Genomic DNA, 22,799 nt, shown 5'->3' on the forward strand with positions numbered 1-22,799 from the left:
TTGCAAATGATTACCGTGCTTTGTCGCGGCGACTTCAGATGGTTTGCACTACGGCGACAGCCCCTTTTCGATGCACGCGCGCACTGCGATAGTGCGAGCGCCTGTGCGATGCACCTTTATGTGTCGGAAGATAAGACCTGTCTTCCCGATATGACCCCGACTGGCCGTACTGATTCACATGGCCTGCCTTTTGCATAACACCGCGGGTGATACCGGCGCGCCTTATCGACATAAGGATCGATCGCGTGCGTCGGCGAAAATCATCAGGACAAGCAGGACAGGACAACGGCGTCCCCTCGCATCACCGCGAGCGGACGCCGTTTGCCTTTCTGTTTGGCATTGCCTGAGAGGCCATGCCACGCATTTCACATTCCTTATGCAACCAAAAGAGTGAGCGGCACGACCTCCGCGCTGCTTGCATGGACAATCGAACGAATACGCGGTACGGAATTTTGCCATGACCATCGATCGTACTTCACTCACAGACGCTGGCCGTCGCGGGCGTGTCACCTTGCTCGGCACCGGACCGGGCGAGATCGACTTGCTAACGCTGCGCGCGGCACGCGTGCTGGCATCGGCCGATGTGCTGCTACTTGACGACCTTGCGAATCCGGATATCGTCACGCTGGCACCGCAGGCCCGTGTGCTTCGCGTGGGCAAACGCGGTGGCTGCCGTTCAACACCGCAAGCGTTCATCGAACGCTTGATGCGCCGCTACGCGGCGCGTGGCCAGCATGTCGTGCGCGCAAAAGGCGGCGATGCCCTCCTGTTCGGCCGGGCCGGCGAGGAGATAAGCAGTCTGCGCGCCGCGGGCATCATGGTCGATATTGTCAACGGCATCTCGTCGGGTTTTGCCGCCGCGGCGGGTCTGGGCATTTCGTTGACCCATCGCGCGCATTGTGATGGCGTGACCTTTGTCACCGCGCACAAACAAGACCACGATGAGCCTGACTGGCGCGCCTTGGCAGCGAGTAACACGACCCTCGCCATCTATATGGGCATGCACCGGATCGCGCGCATTTGCGCGACGCTTGCGGAACACCTGCCAACGGACACCCCCGCAGCGGTTGTCGAATGGGCCGGTACTGCCCGTGAACGGCATTGCGTCGGCACGCTGAGCAGGATTGCAGACCTCGCGCATGCTGCAGGACTGCAAAGTCCCGCCGTCATTCTGGTAGGTCGGGCAATCGGTATGGCCGAGGCGTTTTGTTCCGGCGATATTGCCGCATGCGCGTCAGGCGGCAACGTTGACACAGTCACGGCCGGACACGGCGACATGCTTGGGCTGACAACACACGCCGACGCAGCGTAAGCCTGCGGCCACGCCGCTCACCAAAATAAAGCGCCATTTATAAACCGCCCGGTATCACTCGGCTCAAAAGCCGATCGCATGCCATCAAGGCGCGCATGTGAGCAGCAGTCCACGGTAGAAATGCCAGCTACCGCCCGCTATGCAGGGCAGCACCCACCTAAGTATTTGGTGCATGGCAGCCGAAATTAACGCTTTTGGCTTCGCATCAGACGCCGCGCCTACCGCCAAACTTTCCGTCGTCCCATAGACCCCGGCTATCTTTGACCGCAGAATGTTTACGCGCTTTGTAGTCAATATACATAACAGCCTAAACGGCCGGGGACACCTGCATGCTGACGCTATTTGGAATGCTGATCATTTTTGTCGTGATCGGAACGTTGCTTTCTGGAAGAAGTGCACCACTGATTGGATTGGTACTGGCACCCTTTATCGGCGCTTTGCTAGCGGGATTTCCGGTTGACGAGATCGCGGGCTTTTATGCAAAAGGCGTTCTGAAGGTCGCGCCGGTGGCGACAATGTTTGTATTTGCTATTTTGTTTTTTGGCATCCTGCAACAAGCCGGACTGTTCACACCGTTGGTCGATGGTCTATTGCGATTGACGCGTGGCAATGTCATTGCCGTGTGCGTCGGGACCGCGGCGCTGGGGCTCGCAGCCCATCTCGACGGAGCGGGTGCGACGACCTTTCTGTTGACGGTTCCTGCACTGATCCCGGTCTATAAAAAACTTCGCGTCAGTCCCTACCTGATGCTGATGCTGATCGCCATCGGCGCCGGACTGATGAATATGACCCCCTGGGCAGGTCCGCTTGGACGAGCCTCCGCCGTGACCGGAATGGACGCCACGGCGCTCTGGCATCCGCTCATCCCGGTGCAAGCCATCGGAGCCTTGTTGCTTCTCAGCCTGGCCGGCTTGCTTGGATGGCGCGAGCAACGTCGCCTTGCGCGCGCGTGTGCAATGGATACCGCGCGTGTTCCCACCATATCCGCGCTAGATGACGCCGCGATATTGCCGGGCTTGCCGGGCGCCGCGTCCGAGACCGCGGGCCGAACCGCCGGTACGGTGACGGCGAACCACGGCGCCGCATCCGAGATCGCGGGGGAAGAGATCCCCCGCTGGCGCTTCATCGGCAATGCCGTTCTCGGTCTGGCGGTCTTCACGGCATTGGTTGCGGGGATATTGCCATCCGCGTTTGTCTTCATGATCGGCGTCGCGCTAGCGTTGCTATTGAATCACCGTACCCAGGCCGCGCAATTGGAATGTATCAAACAGCACGCGCCTAATGCGATGGTGATGGCAACCATCATTCTGTCGGCCGGTGCGTTCCTCGGCATCCTCGACGGCAGCGGCATGTTGCGCGCGCTGGCGCAGACAATCGTCGGCTGGCTGCCTCACGCCTTGGTCCCGCATCTGCATCTGGTGTTGGGCGTGCTGGGTCTGCCGATGGAATTACTGCTGTCGACCGACGCCTATTATTTCGCGATGCTGCCGATCGTCAGCGAAATCGTTGGCGCGCACGGCGTATCGCCCGCGTCGACTGTTTACGCGCTCGGTATTGGCAATATCGCCGGCACGTTCATCAGTCCATTCTCACCAGCGTTGTGGCTCGGACTGGGTCTTGCCGGATTGGATATGGGACGCTACATCCGTTTTGCGTTGCCAACGATGTGGGCATTTTCGTTGGCGCTGCTCGGGGTTGCCATTGCTTTGGGCGTGATTCCGCTATCGTGATACGCCACGCCGTGCATGTCTATCAAAAGCCGCACCCGATCGATTTTTTTTGGGTACTACATACGTAACACCACAACGAACAACCGGTGCTTCGGGGATACCCGGTAGCAAGTCTGACGCACCGGGGTTCCGGCCGGGTCAAACGGAAGTGGCGGGACCGCTCAGCAACGGCGGCCCCGCGCGCAGCCGGAAAAATGCGACGACATCTATCAACTGCTGCCCTTGCTCCCGAACCGATGCCGACGCGGCGGCCGCCTCCTCCACGAGCGCGGCGTTCTGCTGGGTCCCCTGGTCCATCTGCGCCACGGCCTGGTTCACCTGCTCGATTCCGCTGCTTTGCTCTAGTGAAGCGGCTGCGATCTCGTTGATGATGCCGCTGACTCGCGATACCTCGTGCGTGACCTGGCGCATCGTCTCGCCCGCTTCCGACGCCAACTGCGCACCAACCTCGACGTTTGCAACCGATGCGACAATCAGATCCTTGATTTCCTTTGCGGCGCTCGCCGAACGCTGAGCGAGGTTCCGCACTTCCGACGCGACGACCGCGAAACCACGCCCATGATCACCAGCGCGTGCGGCCTCCACGGCAGCGTTCAACGCCAGGATATTTGTTTGAAAAGCAATTCCCTCGATAATGCCTGTGATATCGGCAATCTTCTTGGACGAGTCCGTGATCTCGTCCATCGTGCTGACCACCTTCCCAACCGCGGCACTTGCTTCTTGTGCAATGTTGACCGCACCCGATGCCAATGCCGCGCTTTGCTGCGCGTTCTCGGTGTTCTGACGCACCGCGGCCGTGAGCGCGTTCATGCTGGAAGCCGTTTCCTGAAGGAAGCTTGCTTGATCTTCTGTACGCGAAGAAAGATCCTGATTTCCGGCTGCGATCTGACTCGTTGCCGAAGCCAGATTATCCGCGCCACTGCGAACTTTTCCCACCACACGCAGCAGGCTTTCTTTCATATCCGTCAATGCGCGCAAAAGGCGGCCCGTTTCATCTTGGCGGTCGGAGGCAATCTGCTGAGTAAGATCGCCTCGCGCCACCGCCTCGGCGGCGGACACCGCCGCACTGATCGGCAAGGTGATGCTGCGAGTAATGAAAAACGCCAGGAACGCCGCAGAAATCATCGCCCCAAGGGTCACCACGATAATGGTGCGCTCCGCAAGCGCGGCAAGATGCGTGATAGCCGCACCTTGTTGATGCGTACGCTGCATGCCGATCGCGATCAGTGCATCGAGTGCTTTGCCGATCGGCTTGTCCGCACCAGCAATATTCCGATCGCGCGTGTCCACGGACGCACCAGATGCGAACAGTGCGTCGAGCTTGGCGAGTGACGCACGATAGTCGGCAACCGCGGCAGTCAATTTATTGACTGCTTCCGGCTCATCTGCCGAGAATACGCCTAGTTGCAAAGAAGTCTGTGCCGCCTTGTCAATCTCGTCGAGATAGGACAAGAATTTTGCTCGGTAATCACCACCTCGAATCACATAGTCTTTATAGCTATGCACGGCGTCGCCGAAGGCATCCCTGCCATGTTGCAACGCCTGCATCTTCGCAACGGTTATCGATTCGTAGCGCTCCCAATCCGTGCTGATCGCCGATAATCGTGCATAGGCAATGAATCCAAGTACCGCCGTCAACAATGCGGCAAGCAAGAACGCGGCAGACAAACGCACGCCAATACGGAGATCGCGAAATTTAGGGAACATGGTGTTATCCGTTGTTATTCTAATTTTTCCAGGAAGCTTTCACTTGCCACTGCGAACTACCAGGCGGCTACCGCTTAACGGCACTGTCGCGAAATTCTTTATCTTTTTTCAAACACACGTTTACTTGTAGATCGCCAGGGATCCTTGCGCCTTTACAGCACGCATGGATTCAGCGCCATCGCCACGCCGGACGGTCACACGCCCCCGGGCAACACCCATAATGCGCTCCACGCAGCTAATTTGTCCGCATACCGCATGCCGGCGTACGCTGGACTGCTTGAAGGCAGGCGAAGGATCCGATAACGTCGCGCCCATTCACCCAAGGCCTTTTCGCCGATTTTTGCGGCCGTGCCGCCGTTGAAACCGATGGTATGAAGAAGCGGTAGACTTGCCAGCAAGGCGTGCAAGTCATTGCTCATATGATTCCGGATCGCACTATCGAGACTGCCGTCGCGTTGCGCTTCGGCGATGACATCCCAGAGACCCACGCCATGGGCCAATACAGTGGCCAGGCGTTCGTCATACGGCAATGGCCGCAATGGTGAGCCAATCACATCGCCCAGCAAATCCCAAAACTGATTTCGCGGATGCGCGTAATACTGTGCCGCCGACAACGACATGACGCCGGGGAGACTGCCAAAAATCATGATGCGCGTCTGCGCATTGCAGACGGCGGGGAAACTTTGGAGGGGTGATGATGAGGAAGGATTCATTGAAAAGCAGGTACTTGCGAATGCTTGGGAGAGGTGCGACCTCCTTCGCCGCGGCCGCGCGCCTGCCGTCATCTACCGTCAGTGCGATCCAACAACGTCCAAAACGCTGGCAAAAAACACTCAGTGATGATCAATGGCGCGCCGTGCCGTTCGAAAACGGAACGACGTGCGACCAACGGCATACGGACATCCGCCGGCATCTCCAGCAGGCTGTCAGCGCCGGAACGATGCGCTTCCCGCGCTTCGCCGACGTTGCCCACCCTGGCGGCTATCCGCATGCGTTGACCCGCATACAACCGTAGCACGGGGTCGGAACCACGCGCCCGCATGCCGCCTGCCAGCGGCACTACCCGCGACGTCAACATCGATCGCCGCACCATCGGATCGCGATAAAGCAAAATGGCGAGCGGACGCGTCCGCAATGTTCGCATCGCTCGCCATATACCTCGGCTGTGTGCCAGTCCCGTCACGCTATGGGCGACGACGCACGGAATATCGTCAATCGCCAGCACGACCTCCCGCACCCACGCCATGCCGCGCGCCGGTGTGCCCAGCAGCGGTGCCTCATCGGCCCACGGGTTTTCACGCCGCTCTTTCAGCACCTGGACAGTGACCTGACAGGCTGGTGTCCCTGCGCGTTCAACCGTATCCATCCTCGCGATCGAACGCGCGAGATGCGAGGTCAGCGCCCCACCCGCCGTCAACCAGAGCCGCTGATCACGCGGCACGGACGCCGCAGGTGATACGCGCCACCGGCGGCGCTTGCCGCGCGCGACCGGATCATCGGTGCCGGACATCCGCCCCGCCCGTGCGCCCGCGCGCGTTGGCGCCCGGCGCGTGGATACCCGCGTTCGACGTCGTGCCTCCCGCAGCCCGGCTTCAGGCACGCCCGGCTGCGCCCAACAGCAGGGTGTTGGTCCGCCGGACATACGCCGCCGGGTCCTCGAGGCTACCGCCTTCCGCCAGCAACGCCTGGTCGAACAGCAGATGTACCCAGTCATCGATCTGCGGCGAATCAGACTGCAATTGCTTGACCAGCGGATGATCCGGGTTCAGTTCCAGGATCGGCTGCGCATCCGGCGCTTGCTGCCCGGCTTGCTTCAGCATACGTTGCAGATAGCCGCTCATTGCGCCATCGTCAGCCACCAGACAAGACGGTGAATCAGTCAGGCGGAACGTCAGACGCACGTCTTTCGCTTTGTCCTTCAGCAGCTCCTTGGCCTTTTCAACCAGAGGCTGCATGCTGTCGCCCACTTTCTCCTGCGCGGCCTTTTCTTCATCGTCCGGCGTCAGGTCCAGATCACCACGGGCCACGCTGCTCAACGGCTTGCCATCGAATTCGGTCAGGAAGGACAGCATCCATTCGTCAACCCGATCCGACAGCAGCAGCACTTCGATGCCCTTCTTGCGGAAAACTTCCAAATGCGGGCTGTTACGCGCGGCGCGCCAGCTGTCAGCGCTGACGTAGTAGATCTTCGTCTGCGTCTCCTTCATCCGCGATACGTAGTCGGCCAACGACACGTTTTGCTCGTCCGTATCGCCGTTCGTGCTGGCAAAGCGCAATAGCTTGGCAATCCGATCCTTGTTGCCGAAGTCCTCGCCCGCGCCTTCCTTCAACACCTGGCCGAATTCACTCCAGAATGTCTTGTACTTCTCGGCCTGGTTTTCCGCAAGATCCTCCAGCATCTGCAACGCACGCTTGCTGACCCCTTCGCGGATCGCTTTCACATCGCGGCTTTCCTGCAGGATCTCACGCGACACGTTCAGCGGCAGATCGCTCGAATCCACCACGCCGCGAATAAAGCGCAGGTAGGACGGCAGCAATTGCTCGGCATCGTCCATGATGAATACGCGCTTGACGTACAGCTTCAGGCCGCCACGCTGGTTGCGATCCCACAGGTCGAACGGCGCCTTGGCCGGGACATACAGCAACTGCGTGTACTCGCTGCGACCTTCGACACGGTTATGCGTCCACGCCAGCGGATCTTCCTGCGTATGCGCCAGATGCTTGTAGAAGCTTTTGTACTGCTCCTCGTCGATGTCGTTCTTCGAACGGGTCCACAGCGCGCTGGCCTGGTTCACCGTCTCGAACTCGTCCTTGACGACCATCTTGCCCGCCTCGGCATCCCACTCTTCCTTTTGCATCAGGATGGGAAGCGCGATGTGATCCGAGTACTTCTGGATGATCGACTTCAGCTTCCACGACGACAGCAGCTCATCTTCATCTTCACGCAAATGGAGCGTGATCTTCGTGCCGCGCGTCGGCTTGTCGATGTTGTCCACCGTGAACTCGCCGTCACCGGCGCTTTCCCACCGCACGCCCTCGGATGCCGGCAGGCCGGCACGGCGCGATTCCACGGTCATCTTGTCGGCGACGATAAAGCCCGAATAGAAGCCCACGCCGAATTGACCGATCAACGCTGCATCTTTCTGTTGATCACCGGACAGCTTGGAAAAGAATTCCTTCGTACCCGACTTGGCGATTGTACCGAGGTGCGCGATAGCGTCGTCGCGGCTCATGCCAATGCCGTTATCCTCGATCGAAATCGTGCGGGCTTCCGCATCATGCGTGACGCGAATTTTCAGATCGGGGTCATTCTCATAGAGCGACGCATCGGCAATCCCCTCGAAGCGCAGTTTGTCCGCCGCATCCGATGCGTTGGAGACCAGCTCGCGCAGAAAGATTTCCTTGTTGCTGTACAGCGAATGGATCATCAATTGCAGAAGTTGCTTCGTTTCTGCCTGAAAACTCATTGTTTGTTGCGTCATGCCAATTCCCGATGCAAAAGTGTCGTTCACGATCCCCAAAGCCTGCCGGCATGCCGGAAGGGCGGCGATGTCATCGCCGCCCTTCCAACCCAGGCGCCATGGGCCCCGATTGCTTTCCCGCCACGCTGCCGTGGCCGGAAACCGTAGTCCCTTCTATATCGGGGCGCGATCGACAAATTCAAGAGGGCGAATCGGGTGGCGCTGGCGCGCGCCCCGCCTGCGCGCCGCACCGTCGGCCCATTGGCCCGACCACCAGCCGTAGCCGACCTCCCACGGCAAGCAGCGGCGCCCAGGCGCCTACGGCGACCGCCACGATTCGATCACTGCCCGTGGCGCTGGATGTAATCGGTCAGAAAGAGGAGGAAATCCGGATGGGTGCTGCTGCAGATATTCAACCGCAAATAGGTCGACGGCGTTTGCGACGGCGAAAACAGCGCGCCCGGCGCCAACAGGAAACCGGCCTCGTGGGCGGCGGCAGCCATCGCGCTGCTGTCCGAATGCACATTTGCCCAGACGAACATTCCCGCCTCGGGTTCGCAGAGCAACGTCGCGCCAGCCTGCTTCAAGGCGGCAATCGCGGGCGCGCGGACGCCGTCCAGCTTGTGCCGCAGCCGCTCAACATGGCGTCGATAATGCCCCTCTGTCAACACACCGTAGATAATGCGCTCGCCCAGCTCTGGCGTGGTCAACGCGGCCAGCAGTTTCTGGTCGGAAATCCGCTTTGCCAGCACCGCGTCACACGCGACATAGCCGACCCGAAGGTTCGGTGCCAGTGTCTTGCTGAAACTCCCCGCGTAGATGACCCGCCGCAACTGGTCCAGGCTGGCCAGACGCACGGCCGGGTGGTTCGGTGGGCAAAGATCGCCATAGATATCGTCTTCTACGATGATGAAGTCATAACGCTCGGCAATCTGCAAGATCCGGTAGGCCTGCGCGGCACTCAAGGACGTGCCCGTGGGATTGTGCAGCACCGAATTGATCACCATCAGCTTAGGCCGCCACGTCTGCGCCAGCATTTCCAGCGCATCCAGATCGGGGCCGTTCGCGGTATAAGGCACGCCCAGCAAACGCGCGCCCTGCCCGACAATACGGCCAAACATCTGGAACCATGCCGGATCGCCAACCAGCACCGCATCGCCCGGTTGCAGATACAGACGCGATATCAGGTCGACCGCATTGGTAATTCCCGACAGCGTGACGATCTGCTCCGGTGTCGCCCCAATCTCGAGTCCCGCCAGGTGAATTTGCAATTGCTGCCGCAGCGGCAACGACCCCTGCGGCAATCCATATCGCAACAACGCACCGCCGTTCTGGCGGCCTATCCGCTTGACCGCCTGCGCCAGCATCTCGGCGTCGAGCCAGTCGGTTGGCAGAAAGCCTAGACCCGGCGCCTTTTCCGGCGCGGAGTTATGCATGATGTTGTTCAAAAGCCAGGGAACGTCGATTGCCGCCGCCGACGGCACCGTCGCCCCAGCCGATCGCGCGCGACTGCCAGAGGGCGTATTGGCGCTCCGTACTGTCGCACCCGGGGCGGCGCCCGAACCGTTCCTGACAGCCGCATTCATTGTCGCAGCCGACGGTCCCGTGCCCATGTGATATGCACTTCCAGGCTGTTCATTAAGGCGCTCCAGAACGTAGAAGCCTGAACCACGGCGCGCCTCCAGATACCCCTGACTGACCAGACGCTCGTACGCATCCACGACGGTCGCCGGGGACACCCCTTTTTCCGATGCAAGCCGGCGAATCGAGGGCATCCGCAACCCGGGCCGAAAGACACGCTCGTCGATACGACGTCGCGCCCACAGCACCAATTGTTCGACCAGCGTCAGTTGATCCGAGCCCATCGGCGACGGAATCTGTTCCAGAATTGTCGACACAGCGTGCTCTCCACGACAATCGCTTCAGTTGTTTATGCAACTGTATCATAAATTATCTATTCAACTGTATCGAGACTGTATTGGTACATTTGCTTAATATAATCCTCCAGACGCATCTGACCTTGCAACGGGGAGCCGACCATGTTTAAGATCCATCACTTCCGTTTTTCCGACGACACTGCCATCGCGCACACGACGACCGCGCGCACGACGCTCTCCGTCACGCGCGGCGTGTTGTGGGTCACAATGGAAGGTGATGCGACCGATTACTGGCTCGAGGCCGGCGCATCGCTCACAGTCCCGGCGGAACGACGGCTATGGCTGAGTGCGGACCATTTCCCCACCGTGCTGGAACTGGCGCAAACCCTGCCGCACCAGAAACGCGTCGGGCCGCGAGGCGATATCACGCTGATCGCCCGCCAATCCTGATCGACATCGACCTTCCCGCATGAAATCCAACGCTGCTACCACCATGTCATTGGAAAACACCGCCTCCGGCACACCGTCTTCCTTGGCAAGCGCCGCCACTGCCGCGCAACACTGGCCGCTGTCGCAACGCGCGCGCAACCTGACCAGTTCGGCGATCCGCGAGATCCTGAAAGTCACCGAGCGCCCTGAAATCATTTCGTTCGCCGGCGGCCTGCCCGCCCCGGCGACGTTTCCGGTGGAAGCCATGCGCGCCGCGGCGGAACGCGTCCTGACGAACGACGCGGTTGGTGCACTGCAGTACTCGCCGACCGAAGGCTATCGGCCATTGCGTGAATGGGTGGCGGCGCATCACTCGGGCAATGGCGTGACGATCCGGACGGAGCAGGTGCTGATCACCACCGGGTCGCAACAGGCACTCGACCTGATGGGCAAGATCATGCTCGATCCAGGCAGCCGCGCGCTCGTGGAGACACCGTCCTACCTGGGAGCGCTGCAGTCATTTTCGATGTTCGAGCCCACGTTCGTGTCCGTCCCATCCGATGACGACGGTCTGCAACCGGAGACACTGACCCCCGCGCTGACGCGGGAGGCACGGCTGCTCTATACACAGCCAAACTTCCAAAATCCCACGGCCCGCCGCATGCCTTTGGCGCGTCGTCTGGCATTGGCCGAATTCGCACGCCGCTGCGGTTTTCCGGTAATCGAGGATGACCCGTATGGCGAGCTGTATTACCGCGACGCGCCATTACCCACGTTGTTATCGATGGCACCCGACCACATCGTGCATTTCGGGACATTCTCGAAGGTGTTGGCGCCCGGCTTGCGCGTGGGGTATGTGATCGCGCCTGAACCGCTGCTGTTGAAACTGGTCCAGGCGAAGCAGGCGGCCAACTTGCACACGCCGATCCTGACACAGCGCATCGTCCATGAAGCGATAAAGGGCGACCTGCTGTCGCGCCACCTGCCCGATGTGCGGACGCTGTATCGCGGCCAGTGCGATGCGATGCTCTCCGCGCTTGAACGCGAGATGCCCGATGGTGTGCGCTGGAACGCACCGTCCGGCGGCATGTTCGTCTGGCTGACGCTTCCGGGCCATATCGATGCAACCGCCCTGCTGCAGTGCGCCATCGCGGAGCGTGTGGCCTTCGTGCCGGGCGAGCCGTTTTATGCGGACGGCCGCACCGATCCACTAGCGTCCCGCTCGATGCGCCTGTGTTTTTCGACGGTGCCGCCGGCGCGCATCGACGAAGGCATCGCTATACTAGGCCGCCTGATCGCCGGCTGGCCCAAACCCTAGTCGGCGCGGACCGCTTTATCAACTGGAGATCACGATGTCGCAATCCGCTGTCTATCAACGCCTTGACGCTGCCGGTATCACGCTACCAGCCGCAAATGCGCCGGCAGCCGCCTATGTGATGGCGGCGCAGTCCGGTAACCTGGTGCATGTCTCCGGGCACATCGCGCGCAAGGAGGGTCAACCGTGGGTTGGACGCCTTGGCGATTCATTGGACACGGCAACGGGCAAGGCCGCGGCACGCAGCGTTGCAATCGATCTGCTGGCAACGCTGCACGCACACACCGGTGACCTTGGCCGTGTTTCCCGGATCGTCAAACTGGTGAGCCTGGTGCATTCGGCGCCGACGTTTACAGAACAGCATCTCGTCACCAACGGAGCATCGGAATTGATGGTCGAAATATTCGGCGACCAGGGCAAGCATGCGCGTTCCGCATTCGGCGTCGCGCAGTTGCCATTCGGCGTATGCGTGGAAATCGAGATGATCGCCGAACTGACGGCCCCTTAGCAGTGCCTGCATACCCGACCGCTGATCGGGTATTTCGTCGCGCAATCACGACACCCTCGTCATCGCGCCACCCAATGCGCCGGCTTCGTCGGAGATCCAACCGGCGCAACGGCAATAGGCGCACCATGCGTACGCCGCGGCGGATGCCTAACAATCGAACGATTGTTTCGGTTCCATCGCCCCCTCTGCCGATGGAACCGATGCCTTTTCAACGCGGCGCGACGAGATGAATTCGCCGAGATCGGGCCAGACAATGATTACGCGTGCTTCATGCGTCGGTGCGCCGACTCCACGCGCATCCCGTTCGATTCCAAGACATTCTTCCGGGCGCGACGCGCAAAGCATCCGGCACGTCGCTATTGCCCCTATGAGGACTGTTCTGCCGGCCTTGTCTGGTCGGTCGAACACCTACGTGACGAACTCCTAAAATTTATAGGCTTGGGTTACTATCTCTCAGCCGTAGCCGCTGGCATTGGTCAATGGGACGCCATCACTCGATATGAGCGGACGTGCCTCGCATGTGTGGCGGCCATTGCTTTCGTTGTCTGTCATGGGCGCTACTGCGGCATCCTTCCTGGATGCGCTGGCGTTGCGGCACGGCACACGCCTTTGAACGATATATGACTCAGCTACTGCCGTCGGGGGATGGAGCAACACGGCCGTTCGATCCGCAAGATGATTATCGCGACTCCCGCAAATGGGCCTTGTTCGCCATTCCGGCGCTTGGACTCATTTTGCTGGCTATTCTGTGGACCGTGATCGGTACGCGGCTCTCGGTCGAGCATCGTACCGTAAGCGCCGATTCCGCGGCATCGGCCGATATCCTCGCTTCCGCGCTGGAACAGCATACGGTCAAGGCCATTCACCAGATCGATCAGATCACACGTTTCATTAAGTTCGAATACGAAAAAGACCCGGCGCATTTCAATCTGGATCTAGCATTCTCACAGGGTCTCGTACCGGCGGACGTACTGCTGCAGGTTTCCCTGGTTGGTGCCGACGGCAAGATGGTCGAAGCGGTGAGCACACGGCCTGGACAACGCGGTATCACCGTAACGTCTGGCGCGACGACCCCGGTGGATGTCTCTGACCGCCAACACTTCCGTTATCACACCGCGCATGACAGCGACGAGTTGTTTATCAGCAAGCCGGTGCTAGGGCGTGCATCAGGTCAATGGACGCTGCAATTCACACGGCGCCTGAACAGCCCCGGCGGCCAATTCGGCGGTATCGTCGTCGTGTCGGTCGCCCCCCGCTATTTCACTTCGGATTTCTATAACACCGCGGCACTCGGCGACAACGGCGTTATCGCGGTGATAAGCGACGACGGCACTGTGCTGTCGCGGCAGACCGGCAGCCACGACCCCGAGCATCGATTCACCGCAGGCGTACGCTATCCGGAACCGCAGCATCTTGCGGGGGAGATCGACGATCCGATCGATAACGTGACACGGCAGGTTGCGTATCGGCATATCGCCGATTATCCGCTGGGAGTCATGGCAGGGCTCGCCGTCAGCGACGAATTGGCCGCGTTCAATCACACGCGCAACGTCTACCTGATGATGACGACTTTCATGTCGGTCGCCATCATCCTCTTTCTGTTCTATGTCTGGCTGCTGATGCGCAAGCTCATGCAACGCGAACGGGAGATGCGTCTGCTCGCCGAGACGGACATCCTAACCGGTCTGCCCAACCGTTATCAAAGCTTGCGCATCCTGCGACGGGAAGTACTGCCATTGGAGAACGTGGGCCGCATCGCACTGCTGATGGTCGGGCTGGACAACTTCAAGACCATCAACGACTCCCTGGGTCACGCCGCCGGTGATCAGGTCCTCATCAAGACCGCGGCGCGGCTGGGTGAACTGGCGGCACGCTTGAGCAGCGAGGCGCTAATCCTGGCGCGCAGCGGCGGCGATGCGTTCCTGATTGCCATAAAGGGACCATCGGTACGCGAGGAATCGGCACTGCTCGCCGAGGCGATCGCGGAGGCACTGCAACCGCCGTTCACGGTCCGCGGCATTCCGCTGGTCTTGAACGCCAGCGTGGGTATCGCGCTCTACATGGAAAATGGCGAGAACGAGGCCGATCTGCTGAAAAAAGCGGATCTCGCGATGTACAGTGCGAAGGAGGCTGGCAAGGCCTGCTATCAGTTTTACTCGCCTCACCTGGCACGTCGCGCGGACCGTTTGATGAAGTGGGAGCAACAACTGCGCGTGGCGTTGTCCCAGAAGCAGTTCTTTGTCGAATACCAACCGATCTACAACTTGCAGGATCGCCGCATCCGCGGTTTCGAGACGTTGCTGCGCTGGCACCATCCGGATCAGGGGCTGATTCTCGCCGGTGACTTCATTCCGATCGCGGAATCCACCGGCTTGATCTTGCCACTTGGCGACTTCGCCCTGGATGCGGCCTGCGGTCAGTTGGCGCTTTGGCGCGCAGAAGGATTCAATGCATTGACCTTGGCGGTCAATGTCTCGTCAGTGCAATTCTGGCGTGGCGACCTTGTTGACACGGTACGGCGCGCGCTCGACAAACACCTTGTTCCGCCGGAACAACTGGAACTGGAAATCACCGAAACGGCGATGATCGAGTATCCGGAGCTGGTGTCCGACAAGATCACCGCATTGAAGGCGCTCGGCGTACGAATCGCATTGGATGATTTCGGGACAGGCTATTCGTCCCTATCGTATTTGCATCGCTTCCCGGTGGATACGCTGAAAATCGATCGCTCATTCGTTCACGCCATTCCGAACGATCGCAGCGTCTGCTCGATGATCTCCGCCATCGTTGGTCTGGCGATGTCCCTCGGTCTGACGGTTGTCGTCGAAGGCATCGAGAACGACGAACAGGCGGAATGGTTGTCGCGTCTTGGGAACCTGGATGCGCAGGGCTTCCTGTTCTCGCGCCCGCTGCGTGCCGAAGCGGCGCTCGAAGCGCTGCGGAACGTGGGCGTGTCTGGCGCCGAGGCGACACTGCCGCCGAAGGACGCCCTCAACCCATAGGGCGCGCCCTTCTGTCGATCGCGACAGGACGCGTACGCTCCGGAGACATTACATACGGTGAGTGCCCGTTACACCAGCCCCATCACACCGAGGGCGATGGTGATAACGCCAAGCACCAGGTTGATACTGACCATGGTTCGAATCGTGACCAATGCTTTTGCGCCATCCTGCCATTTCTCCGCCTGCACCGCGCGCTGCAGACGCGGGAACATCGCAAACCGGATATGGCCGAAAATCAGCATCATGACCACGCCGGTGCCAGTCATGGCGTGTACCGGCCAAGGCGCCTGACCACCGCCGAAGCGTCCCATCAAATAGCCACCGGAAATCAGCAACAGGCCGATGCTGATACTGACCCAGGTAAAGAAACGCCGCAGCACCCCTTCCCATAGCGGCAACCGCATTTGCGGCGCGATTTCGCTGACCGCCGGACGCAGGCAGATGTGCGCGAAAAACATCCCCCCTACCCAGATGACAACCGCGATCAAATGCAGAAACAGCGCCACTTCCACGACATGATTCATCTCGACAACATCCTTTCCAGATAGCGTCCGCCCGATACGCGCGGCGAACGCCGGGAGATCGACTTCAGCGGATTGCCGGGCGCAAGCCCGTCGGCTTCAACCGATTTGCCGGCACCTTGCCGCGTTTCGCACGCTTGCCGCGGTGTGGATCGAGCGCATCGTTGTTCAATACCGCTTCCACCGGCTTGCCGCCGCGCTCCCCCTGCAGCACCAGGCCAACCGGCGTGAAGGCAACGCTTTGCAACAGTGACTGGCCGTCTTCCAGCGACATCAGCGTAACGCCACGGCCACCGGCCATGGTCTTCATTTCATCGATACCGAAAACCAGTAACCGACCGTCGCTGGCAAGACAGGCGACTTCCGTCGCGCCATCAAGCACCGGCGTAGGCATCAGCGGTACGGGTTGCGTATCGCCCTCGCCTTCGATCGTCATGAACGACTTCCCGCTACGATTCCGGCTGACAAGGTCACCCAGCTTCGACAGGAAACCATATCCGGCACTGGTTGCCAGCAACAGCAGACGCTCCGGCGCGGCGGCGTAGTAGTGCAGCAATCGCGTACCCGACTCCAGGTCGACCAGCGACGTCACCGGTACGCCATCACCCCGGCCACCCGGTAGACCCGCGACGGCGGTTGAATACACCCGGCCGTTATTGCCCCAGGCAATCAGGTTGTCGGTTGTACGGCATTCGAAGGCACCGTAGAGGGAGTCACCCGCCTTGAACGTGAACATCGCACTATCAAGGCCGTGGCCCTTCTGCGTCCGTACCCAACCACGTGCCGAGACGATGACCGTCACCGGTTCGTCAACCACGCGCGCTTCCGCGCTCGCACGCTTTTCCTGCTGGATCAGCGTACGGCGATCGTCGCCATATTGCTTTGCATCGGCCTCGATCTCCCGGATCATCAGACGACGCATGGCCGAGTCACTGCCGAGCAACTCCTCGAGCTTCTTCTTCTCGTCGGACAGCTCGGACAACTCGCGTTCGATCTTCAGGCGTTCCAGTCGCGCCAATTGGCGCAGCCGGATTTCCAGAATGTCGTCGGCCTGCCGATCGGTCAGCTTGAAACGGTCGATCAGGGCCGGCTTCGGCTCATCCGATTCGCGGATGGTCTGGATCACTTCATCGATATTCAGGAAGACGATCAAGCGTCCTTCCAGGATATGAATGCGATCATTGACCTTGCCCAGGCGATGCCGCGTACGACGGGTCATCGTCGCCTGGCGGAACGCCACCCATTCACCCAGGATCTCCGGCAACGCTTTTTGCCGCGGCCGGCCGTCTCCGCCGATCATCACCAGGTTGATCGCCGCATTCGACTCCATGCTGGTATGCGCCAGCAAGGTGTTGATGAACTCGGTTTGATCGATACGGCTCGACTTCGGCTCGAATACGAGCCGCACCGCCGCGTCCTTGCCGGATTCGTCGCGCACCGCGTCGAGCAGTCCGAGAATCGTCTGCTTGCCTGCAAGCTGCTCCGGTGTCAGCGCCTTCTTGCCCAGCTTGATCTTCGGATTGGTCAGGTCCTCGATTTCCTCGAGCACTTTCTGACCCGATGTGTTCGGCGGCAGCTCGGTCACCACCAGATTCCATTGCCCACGCGCCAGTTCTTCGATCTTCCAGCGTGCACGCACTTTCAGGGAGCCGCGACCGGTCTCGTAGGCCGCGGCGATTTCCGCAGGGCTCGAGATAATCTGACCACCGCCCGGGAAGTCCGGTCCGGGCATCAACGCCAGCAACTCGTCGAGCGCCATCTTCGGGTTACGAATCAAGGCCACCGCTGCGGCGGCCGTCTCGCGCAAATTATGCGACGGAATTTCAGTGGCCATGCCTACCGCGATACCGGACGCCCCGTTCAGCAATACGAACGGCAACCTCGCCGGCAATAGCCTCGGCTCCTGAAAGGATCCATCATAGTTCGGCATGAAATCGACGGTCCCCATATCGATTTCATCGAGCAACAGCTTCGCAATGGGTGTCAGGCGCGCCTCGGTGTATCGCATCGCCGCGGCGCCATCCCCATCCCGCGAGCCGAAATTACCCTGGCCGTCGATCAGCGGATAGCGCATCGAGAAACCCTGCGCCAAGCGCACCAATGCGTCATACGCGGATTGGTCGCCGTGCGGGTGGTATTTACCCAATACGTCGCCGACCACACGTGCCGATTTCACCGGCTTCGCGTCGGACGCCAGGCCCATTTCGCTCATTGCGTAAAGGATGCGGCGTTGTACCGGCTTCTGCCCATCGCAGACGTCGGGCAACGCGCGCCCTTTCACAACCGAGACCGCGTAATCCAGATACGCCCGTTCCGCGTAGACGCCCAGCGTCAACGCATCGCCATCCGGCGGGGGCGTCTCGATAGTGTCGTATTCCATGACCATGTCCTGCTTGCCTTAAATGTCCGCTTCGACTTCGTTGCCCTTCTCTTCCAACCAACTGCGGCGCGCGGCGGCTTCGCCCTTGCCCATCAGCATCGTCATCATCGTGACCGTGGTGTCGAAGTCGAATTCACCCAACGTAACCGGTGACAGGCGTCGGGTATCGGGATTCATCGTCGTATCCCACAATTGTTCGGGGCTCATTTCGCCCAGGCCCTTGAAGCGGCTGATGCTCCACTGGGTCTCACGCACGCCGTCCTTGCGCAGCTTGTCGAGGATCGACTCCAACTCGGCCTCGTCCAGCGCATAGAGCTTCTGCGCGGGACGCTTGCCGCGCGCCGGTGCATCCACGCGGAACAGCGGCGGCCGTGCCACGTAGATATGCTGCCGCGCGACCAGTTGCGGGAAATGCTTGAAGAACAATGTCAGCAGCAGTACCTGGATGTGCGAGCCGTCGACATCCGCATCAGACAGAATGCAGATCTTGCCGTAGCGGAGGTTCGACAGGTCGACCGGGTCGTTTGGCCCGTGCGGATCGACGCCAATCGCGACCGAGATATCGTGTACTTCGTTATTGCCGAACAGCCGGTCGCGCTCGGTTTCCCAGGTGTTCAGGACCTTGCCGCGCAACGGCAGAATCGCCTGGAATTCCTTCTCCCGCCCCATCTTGGCCGACCCGCCCGCGGAGTCACCCTCGACCAGGAACAGCTCGTTGCGGCTCAGATCGGTGGATTCGCAATCGGTCAGCTTGCCGGGCAACACCGCCACGCCGGAACTCTTGCGTTTTTCGATTTTCTGGCCGGCGCGGGTCCGCGCCTGCGCCTGCTTGATCACCAGGTCCGCCAGCTTCTTGCCATGCTCGACGTGCTGGTTCAACCACAACTCCAGCGCCGGCCGGGTGAAGGACGACACGAGTTTGACCGCGTCGCGACTGTTCAGGCGCTCCTTGATCTGGCCCTGGAACTGCGGGTCCAGCACTTTCGCCGAAAGTACATACGAAACACGAGAAAACACATCGTCAGCGAGTAGCTTGACGCCCTTCGGCAACAGGCCTCGCAGTTCGATGAAACTCCGCACCGCCTGGAACAGGCCGTCGCGCAGTCCGGATTCATGCGTACCGTGCGCCGGAGTGGGGATCAGGTTCACATACGATTCACGCAGTAGCGCGCCCTCTTCGGTCCATGCCACCACCCACGCCGCGCCTTCGCCCGGCGCGAAATTTTCTTCGCCGTTGCGGGCCGGATCGGCAAAACGCTCGCCCTCGAACAGCGGCACAAGCGGCTCCGCGCCGTTCAGGCCCTCGCTCAGGTATCCGCGCAGGCCGTCCTGATACTGCCAAACCTGGCGCTCTCCGGTCTTCTCGATCGTCAATTCGACTTCGACACCGGCGAGCAGCACCGCTTTCGAGCGCAGCAGGCGTTGCAATTCGGCTAGCGGCAGGGCGGGCGAATCAAAGTACTTCCCATCGGGGATGACGGTGACACGGGTACCACTGCGCTTTTCGCCACGGTTGGCCGGACGGACGGTGAGCGCACGCGTGACCACTCCGTGCTCGAAACCGATATCGGCCACTTTGCCGTCCCGCCAGACGGTGACGTCGAGATGCGTGGACAGCGCATTGGTGACCGATACGCCCACGCCGTGCAGGCCTCCGGAAAACGAGTACGCGCCACCGGACGCCTTGTCGAACTTGCCGCCCGCGTGCAAGCGCGTGAAAACGATCTCGATGACGCTGACGCCTTCCTCGGGATGGATGCCATGCGGGATGCCACGGCCCTCATCCTCGACGCTGATGGCGCCATTGGCATGCAGCGTCACGGAAATGCGCTTGCCGTTGCCACCGAGCGCTTCATCAGACGCGTTATCGATGACTTCCTGGATGATGTGCAGCGGATTTTCCGTCCGCGTGTACATGCCCGGCCGCTGCTTGACGGGCTCGAGGCCCTTCAGCACCTTGATCGAGGCTTCGCTATAGGCAGGATTCGTCGGTTTCTTGGACATGTGGTTCGAAATTCAGCATCGGGCCGGGCGCGTCTGACGACAGCCGTCCGGCCACAAAAAATACAAATGACGATGTCGCGCCAGGTAGTCGGCACGGGCATTTCCCCGTCCGTCCGCCCGTCACGGCCGACACATCGGATACGGACGCCGGTCCACGGGCAACCCGCAACCGGTGTTCAGACGCGAAAACAGGGCAGAAACCGCGATGGCCGCGCGTATTTTACTGTGTAGGACGATCGAGTGTACCTTGCGCGCGTGTAATTGGCCGCTTGGGAGGTCCCGGTCGGTGATACGGTACCGCACACCCGGCTCTCATCCCGAGGCACCGCCGCAAGAACGGCGCCCACCGCGCGACAAGTCGGATGGCGGTTCGGCACACGCCGTTCCCTTCCGGTCAGCCTTCGCCGCGGGACTTCGCCTCCAGCGTTTCCCAGCGCTCCAGCGCGATCATCAGTTCGTCGTCGATTTCGGCGAATCGATCGGTCACCTTGGTGCCTTCGGCCGGATTGTCGACGAAAATCTTGCCGTCCTCGATCAGTGCCGACAGGTGTTTCTGCTCTGTTTCGAGATCGGAGATTGTCGCCGGAAGCGTCTCCAGTTCGCGTTGTTCCTTGAAAGACAACTTGACCGGCTTGCCCTTCGGCACCGTGGGGGTGGCCGTGGTGGAGCCGGCAGGCGCAGGCATGGAAGCAGCGGCGGGAGCATGGGCGCCGGACACGCTACTCGCGGACGCGTCCTGGCGCTTTGCGGCTTTGCCACCGGCGGACCAGGGGGTGGCCGGCAAGGCATCGCCACTGGTATGTTGCGCGCGCGCCGACTGCGTCCGCCAATCGGAGAATCCCCCCACATACTCGCGCCAGACGCCATTGCCTTCGAACGCAATGACCGACGTCACGACGTTATCCAGGAAGGTGCGGTCGTGGCTCACCAGCAGGACGGTGCCCGGGTAGTCCGCCAGCAGTTCCTCGAGCAGTTCCAGCGTGGGAATATCGAGGTCGTTGGTGGGTTCGTCGAGCACCAGCACATTCGATGGCCGCGCGAAAAGACGCGCCAGCAGCAGGCGATTGCGCTCACCGCCGGACAGCGACTTCACCGGGGAGCGGGCCCGCTCCGGGGAAAACAGGAAGTCCGCCAGATAGCTCATGACGTGCTTGCGGGCACCATTGATCTCGACCCAGTCCGAACCTGGGGCGATCGTGTCCGCGAGGCTCCGCTCCGGGTCCAGTTGCGCGCGCATCTGGTCAAAATAGGCCACCTGGATATTCGATCCGGTCCGCAGCGAGCCGCTATCCGGCGCAATCTCACCGAGCATCAGCTTGATCAACGTGGTCTTGCCCGCGCCATTCGGACCGATCAGGCCGATCTTGTCGCCCCGCATCACGGTGGCGGTGAGCTTGTTGATCAAGGTCCAGCCTTCATAGCCCTTGGAGACATCGATCATTTCGGTAACGATCTTGCCCGAACGATCGGCTTGGCTGACGTCCAGTTTGACATTGCCCTGGACGTTTCGCCGCTCCGAGCGCTCGCCACGCATGGCTTCCAAGCGGGCGATACGGCCGACGCTTCGAGTCCGCCGCGCTTCCACGCCCTTACGAATCCAGACTTCCTCTTGTGCCAGCAATTTATCGAATTTGGCGTTTTCAATGCGCTCGGTCTCGAGTTGCTGTTCCTTGCGAATCTGATACGCCGCGAAATTGCCGGGATAGGACAGCAAGCGCCCGCGGTCGAGCTCGACGATACGGGTGGCAACAGTATCCAGGAACCGGCGATCGTGGGTGATGAACAGCAGGCTGGTGCGCAACGAGATCACCAGCGATTCGAGCCACCGGATGGCATCGAAATCGAGGTGGTTGGTCGGTTCATCAAGGAGCAGCAGGTCGGGGGCGCTGACCAGCGCCCGCGCGATGGCGACCCGCTTGCGCATGCCGCCGGACAAGTCATCCACGCGCATCGTCTCATCGAGACCCAGTTGTTCGAGCGTCGTTTCCACGCGATTGCGCCAAGACCACGCATCGGTCGCGTCGAGCGCGCCTTGCAGTTCGGTGAGGCGCGCCATCAGCGCATCGGAATCGCTGCCTTCCGCGCCCAGTTGGGACGAGACCTCGTCGTATTCAGCGAGAAGGCGCATGGCATCGGCGAGACCGGAGGCGACGGCCTCGAAGATCGTCTCACCTTCGGTGAACTCGGGCTCCTGGGCGACGAAAATCGTTTTCAGATTGGATTGACGCGAGACGAGCCCATCGTCCGGACGGCTCAGGCCCGCGACAATTTTGAGCAGCGAGGACTTGCCGGCGCCGTTCCGGCCAATCAGGCCAACGCGTTCACCCTGCTCGATAGAGAAATCGGCGTGGTCCAACAAAGCCACGTGACCGAACGCCAGTTGAGCGCCGGTAATGGAATACATCGACATGAGAAGGCTGTCCAGCAGCGGTTAGGCAGGATCAAGCGATCCCGGCACCATGACCGCCGCAAAAGGGGAAATCGGTTGGGCGCTATTGTACCGGCTGTGCGTAACACGGCTCGCGAAGTGCGGAAATGAGGCTGATCGGGCGG

15 protein-coding genes are annotated in these 22,799 nt (G+C 60.8%); 6 read left to right on the forward strand and 9 right to left on the reverse strand.

What is annotated here, in order from left to right; translation table 11 throughout:
• Positions 1 to 457: 457 nt before the first annotated feature.
• Together cobA and SJQ66_RS25725 are read left to right on the forward strand one after the other, a co-directional pair.
• Complete coding sequence (gene cobA, locus SJQ66_RS25720) at positions 458 to 1,312, forward strand: uroporphyrinogen-III C-methyltransferase (protein ID WP_024901536.1); 855 nt, start codon at positions 458 to 460, stop codon at positions 1,310 to 1,312.
• A gap of 329 nt (positions 1,313 to 1,641) precedes the next feature.
• Positions 1,642 to 3,042, forward strand: coding sequence for a CitMHS family transporter (locus SJQ66_RS25725; RefSeq protein WP_024901537.1), 1,401 nt, complete (start codon positions 1,642 to 1,644; stop codon positions 3,040 to 3,042).
• A 138-nt stretch (positions 3,043 to 3,180) separates the two neighbouring features.
• Here SJQ66_RS25725 and SJQ66_RS25730 read toward each other — a convergent pair whose 3' ends face one another.
• From SJQ66_RS25730 to SJQ66_RS25750, 5 genes are all read right to left on the reverse strand, one after another.
• Positions 3,181 to 4,749: a methyl-accepting chemotaxis protein gene (locus SJQ66_RS25730; protein ID WP_024901538.1), complete on the reverse strand. Its 1,569-nt coding sequence runs from the start codon at positions 4,747 to 4,749 to the stop codon at positions 3,181 to 3,183.
• 194 nt (positions 4,750 to 4,943) lie between these two features.
• Entirely contained in the window at positions 4,944 to 5,462 is a 519-nt protein-coding gene (locus SJQ66_RS25735; protein WP_024901539.1) for a DNA-deoxyinosine glycosylase, read from the reverse strand.
• 68 nt (positions 5,463 to 5,530) lie between these two features.
• A complete protein-coding gene (locus tag SJQ66_RS25740; protein WP_024901540.1) occupies positions 5,531 to 6,349 on the reverse strand; it encodes a chorismate--pyruvate lyase family protein in 819 nt (272 codons plus the stop codon).
• Positions 6,342 to 8,231: a molecular chaperone HtpG gene (htpG, locus tag SJQ66_RS25745; protein WP_046153481.1), complete on the reverse strand. Its 1,890-nt coding sequence runs from the start codon at positions 8,229 to 8,231 to the stop codon at positions 6,342 to 6,344. The genes SJQ66_RS25740 and htpG overlap by 8 nt, the downstream gene beginning before the upstream one ends.
• A gap of 320 nt (positions 8,232 to 8,551) precedes the next feature.
• On the reverse strand, positions 8,552 to 10,108 hold the full coding sequence (locus SJQ66_RS25750) for an aminotransferase-like domain-containing protein (RefSeq protein ID WP_036006851.1): 1,557 nt from the start codon (positions 10,106 to 10,108) through the stop codon (positions 8,552 to 8,554).
• A 141-nt stretch (positions 10,109 to 10,249) separates the two neighbouring features.
• On the opposite strand from SJQ66_RS25750, the gene SJQ66_RS25755 reads away from it, so the two are divergent.
• The 4 genes from SJQ66_RS25755 (at position 10,250) to SJQ66_RS25770 (ending at position 15,341) form a co-directional block, all read left to right on the forward strand.
• Positions 10,250 to 10,537: a DUF2917 domain-containing protein gene (locus SJQ66_RS25755; RefSeq protein ID WP_024901542.1), complete on the forward strand. Its 288-nt coding sequence runs from the start codon at positions 10,250 to 10,252 to the stop codon at positions 10,535 to 10,537.
• A gap of 43 nt (positions 10,538 to 10,580) precedes the next feature.
• Positions 10,581 to 11,834 (forward strand): aminotransferase-like domain-containing protein, encoded by a 1,254-nt coding sequence (locus tag SJQ66_RS25760; protein WP_407691574.1) that lies wholly within the window; start codon positions 10,581 to 10,583, stop codon positions 11,832 to 11,834.
• Between the two features lie 34 nt (positions 11,835 to 11,868).
• Complete coding sequence (locus tag SJQ66_RS25765; RefSeq protein ID WP_024901544.1) at positions 11,869 to 12,339, forward strand: RidA family protein; 471 nt, start codon at positions 11,869 to 11,871, stop codon at positions 12,337 to 12,339.
• Positions 12,340 to 12,959: 620 nt separating this feature from the next.
• Positions 12,960 to 15,341, forward strand: coding sequence for a bifunctional diguanylate cyclase/phosphodiesterase (locus SJQ66_RS25770; RefSeq protein ID WP_320534707.1), 2,382 nt, complete (start codon positions 12,960 to 12,962; stop codon positions 15,339 to 15,341).
• A 68-nt stretch (positions 15,342 to 15,409) separates the two neighbouring features.
• Here the strand turns inward: SJQ66_RS25770 and SJQ66_RS25775 are convergent, their stop codons facing one another.
• The 4 genes from SJQ66_RS25775 to SJQ66_RS25790 all read right to left on the reverse strand — a co-directional run bounded on the left by SJQ66_RS25775 (position 15,410) and on the right by SJQ66_RS25790 (position 22,656).
• Positions 15,410 to 15,865, reverse strand: coding sequence for a CopD family protein (locus SJQ66_RS25775; protein ID WP_024901547.1), 456 nt, complete (start codon positions 15,863 to 15,865; stop codon positions 15,410 to 15,412).
• 64 nt (positions 15,866 to 15,929) lie between these two features.
• Positions 15,930 to 18,242 (reverse strand): DNA topoisomerase IV subunit A, encoded by a 2,313-nt coding sequence (gene parC, locus SJQ66_RS25780; RefSeq protein WP_320534708.1) that lies wholly within the window; start codon positions 18,240 to 18,242, stop codon positions 15,930 to 15,932.
• A gap of 18 nt (positions 18,243 to 18,260) precedes the next feature.
• Entirely contained in the window at positions 18,261 to 20,246 is a 1,986-nt protein-coding gene (locus SJQ66_RS25785; protein WP_024901550.1) for a DNA topoisomerase IV subunit B, read from the reverse strand.
• A gap of 394 nt (positions 20,247 to 20,640) precedes the next feature.
• On the reverse strand, positions 20,641 to 22,656 hold the full coding sequence (locus SJQ66_RS25790) for an ATP-binding cassette domain-containing protein (protein WP_320534709.1): 2,016 nt from the start codon (positions 22,654 to 22,656) through the stop codon (positions 20,641 to 20,643).
• Positions 22,657 to 22,799 lie beyond the last annotated feature (143 nt).

Source organism: Robbsia andropogonis, assembly GCF_034047095.1.
GTDB classification, from domain to species: domain Bacteria; phylum Pseudomonadota; class Gammaproteobacteria; order Burkholderiales; family Burkholderiaceae; genus Robbsia; species Robbsia andropogonis.

Excerpts from the sequence above, each read along its gene's own strand:
- cobA (WP_024901536.1), top strand. The coding sequence starts at position 458 with ATGACCATCGATCGTACTTCACTCACAGACGCTGGCCGTCGCGGGCGT.
- SJQ66_RS25725 (WP_024901537.1), top strand. The coding sequence starts at position 1,642 with ATGCTGACGCTATTTGGAATGCTGATCATTTTTGTCGTGATCGGAACG.
- SJQ66_RS25730 (WP_024901538.1), bottom strand. The coding sequence starts at position 4,749 with ATGTTCCCTAAATTTCGCGATCTCCGTATTGGCGTGCGTTTGTCTGCC.
- SJQ66_RS25735 (WP_024901539.1), bottom strand. The coding sequence starts at position 5,462 with ATGAATCCTTCCTCATCATCACCCCTCCAAAGTTTCCCCGCCGTCTGC.
- htpG (WP_046153481.1), bottom strand. The coding sequence starts at position 8,231 with ATGACGCAACAAACAATGAGTTTTCAGGCAGAAACGAAGCAACTTCTG.
- SJQ66_RS25755 (WP_024901542.1), top strand. The coding sequence starts at position 10,250 with ATGTTTAAGATCCATCACTTCCGTTTTTCCGACGACACTGCCATCGCG.
- SJQ66_RS25760 (WP_407691574.1), top strand. The coding sequence starts at position 10,581 with ATGTCATTGGAAAACACCGCCTCCGGCACACCGTCTTCCTTGGCAAGC.
- SJQ66_RS25765 (WP_024901544.1), top strand. The coding sequence starts at position 11,869 with ATGTCGCAATCCGCTGTCTATCAACGCCTTGACGCTGCCGGTATCACG.
- SJQ66_RS25770 (WP_320534707.1), top strand. The coding sequence starts at position 12,960 with ATGACTCAGCTACTGCCGTCGGGGGATGGAGCAACACGGCCGTTCGAT.
- SJQ66_RS25775 (WP_024901547.1), bottom strand. The coding sequence starts at position 15,865 with ATGAATCATGTCGTGGAAGTGGCGCTGTTTCTGCATTTGATCGCGGTT.
- parC (WP_320534708.1), bottom strand. The coding sequence starts at position 18,242 with ATGGAATACGACACTATCGAGACGCCCCCGCCGGATGGCGATGCGTTG.
- SJQ66_RS25785 (WP_024901550.1), bottom strand. The coding sequence starts at position 20,246 with ATGTCCAAGAAACCGACGAATCCTGCCTATAGCGAAGCCTCGATCAAG.
- SJQ66_RS25790 (WP_320534709.1), bottom strand. The coding sequence starts at position 22,656 with ATGTCGATGTATTCCATTACCGGCGCTCAACTGGCGTTCGGTCACGTG.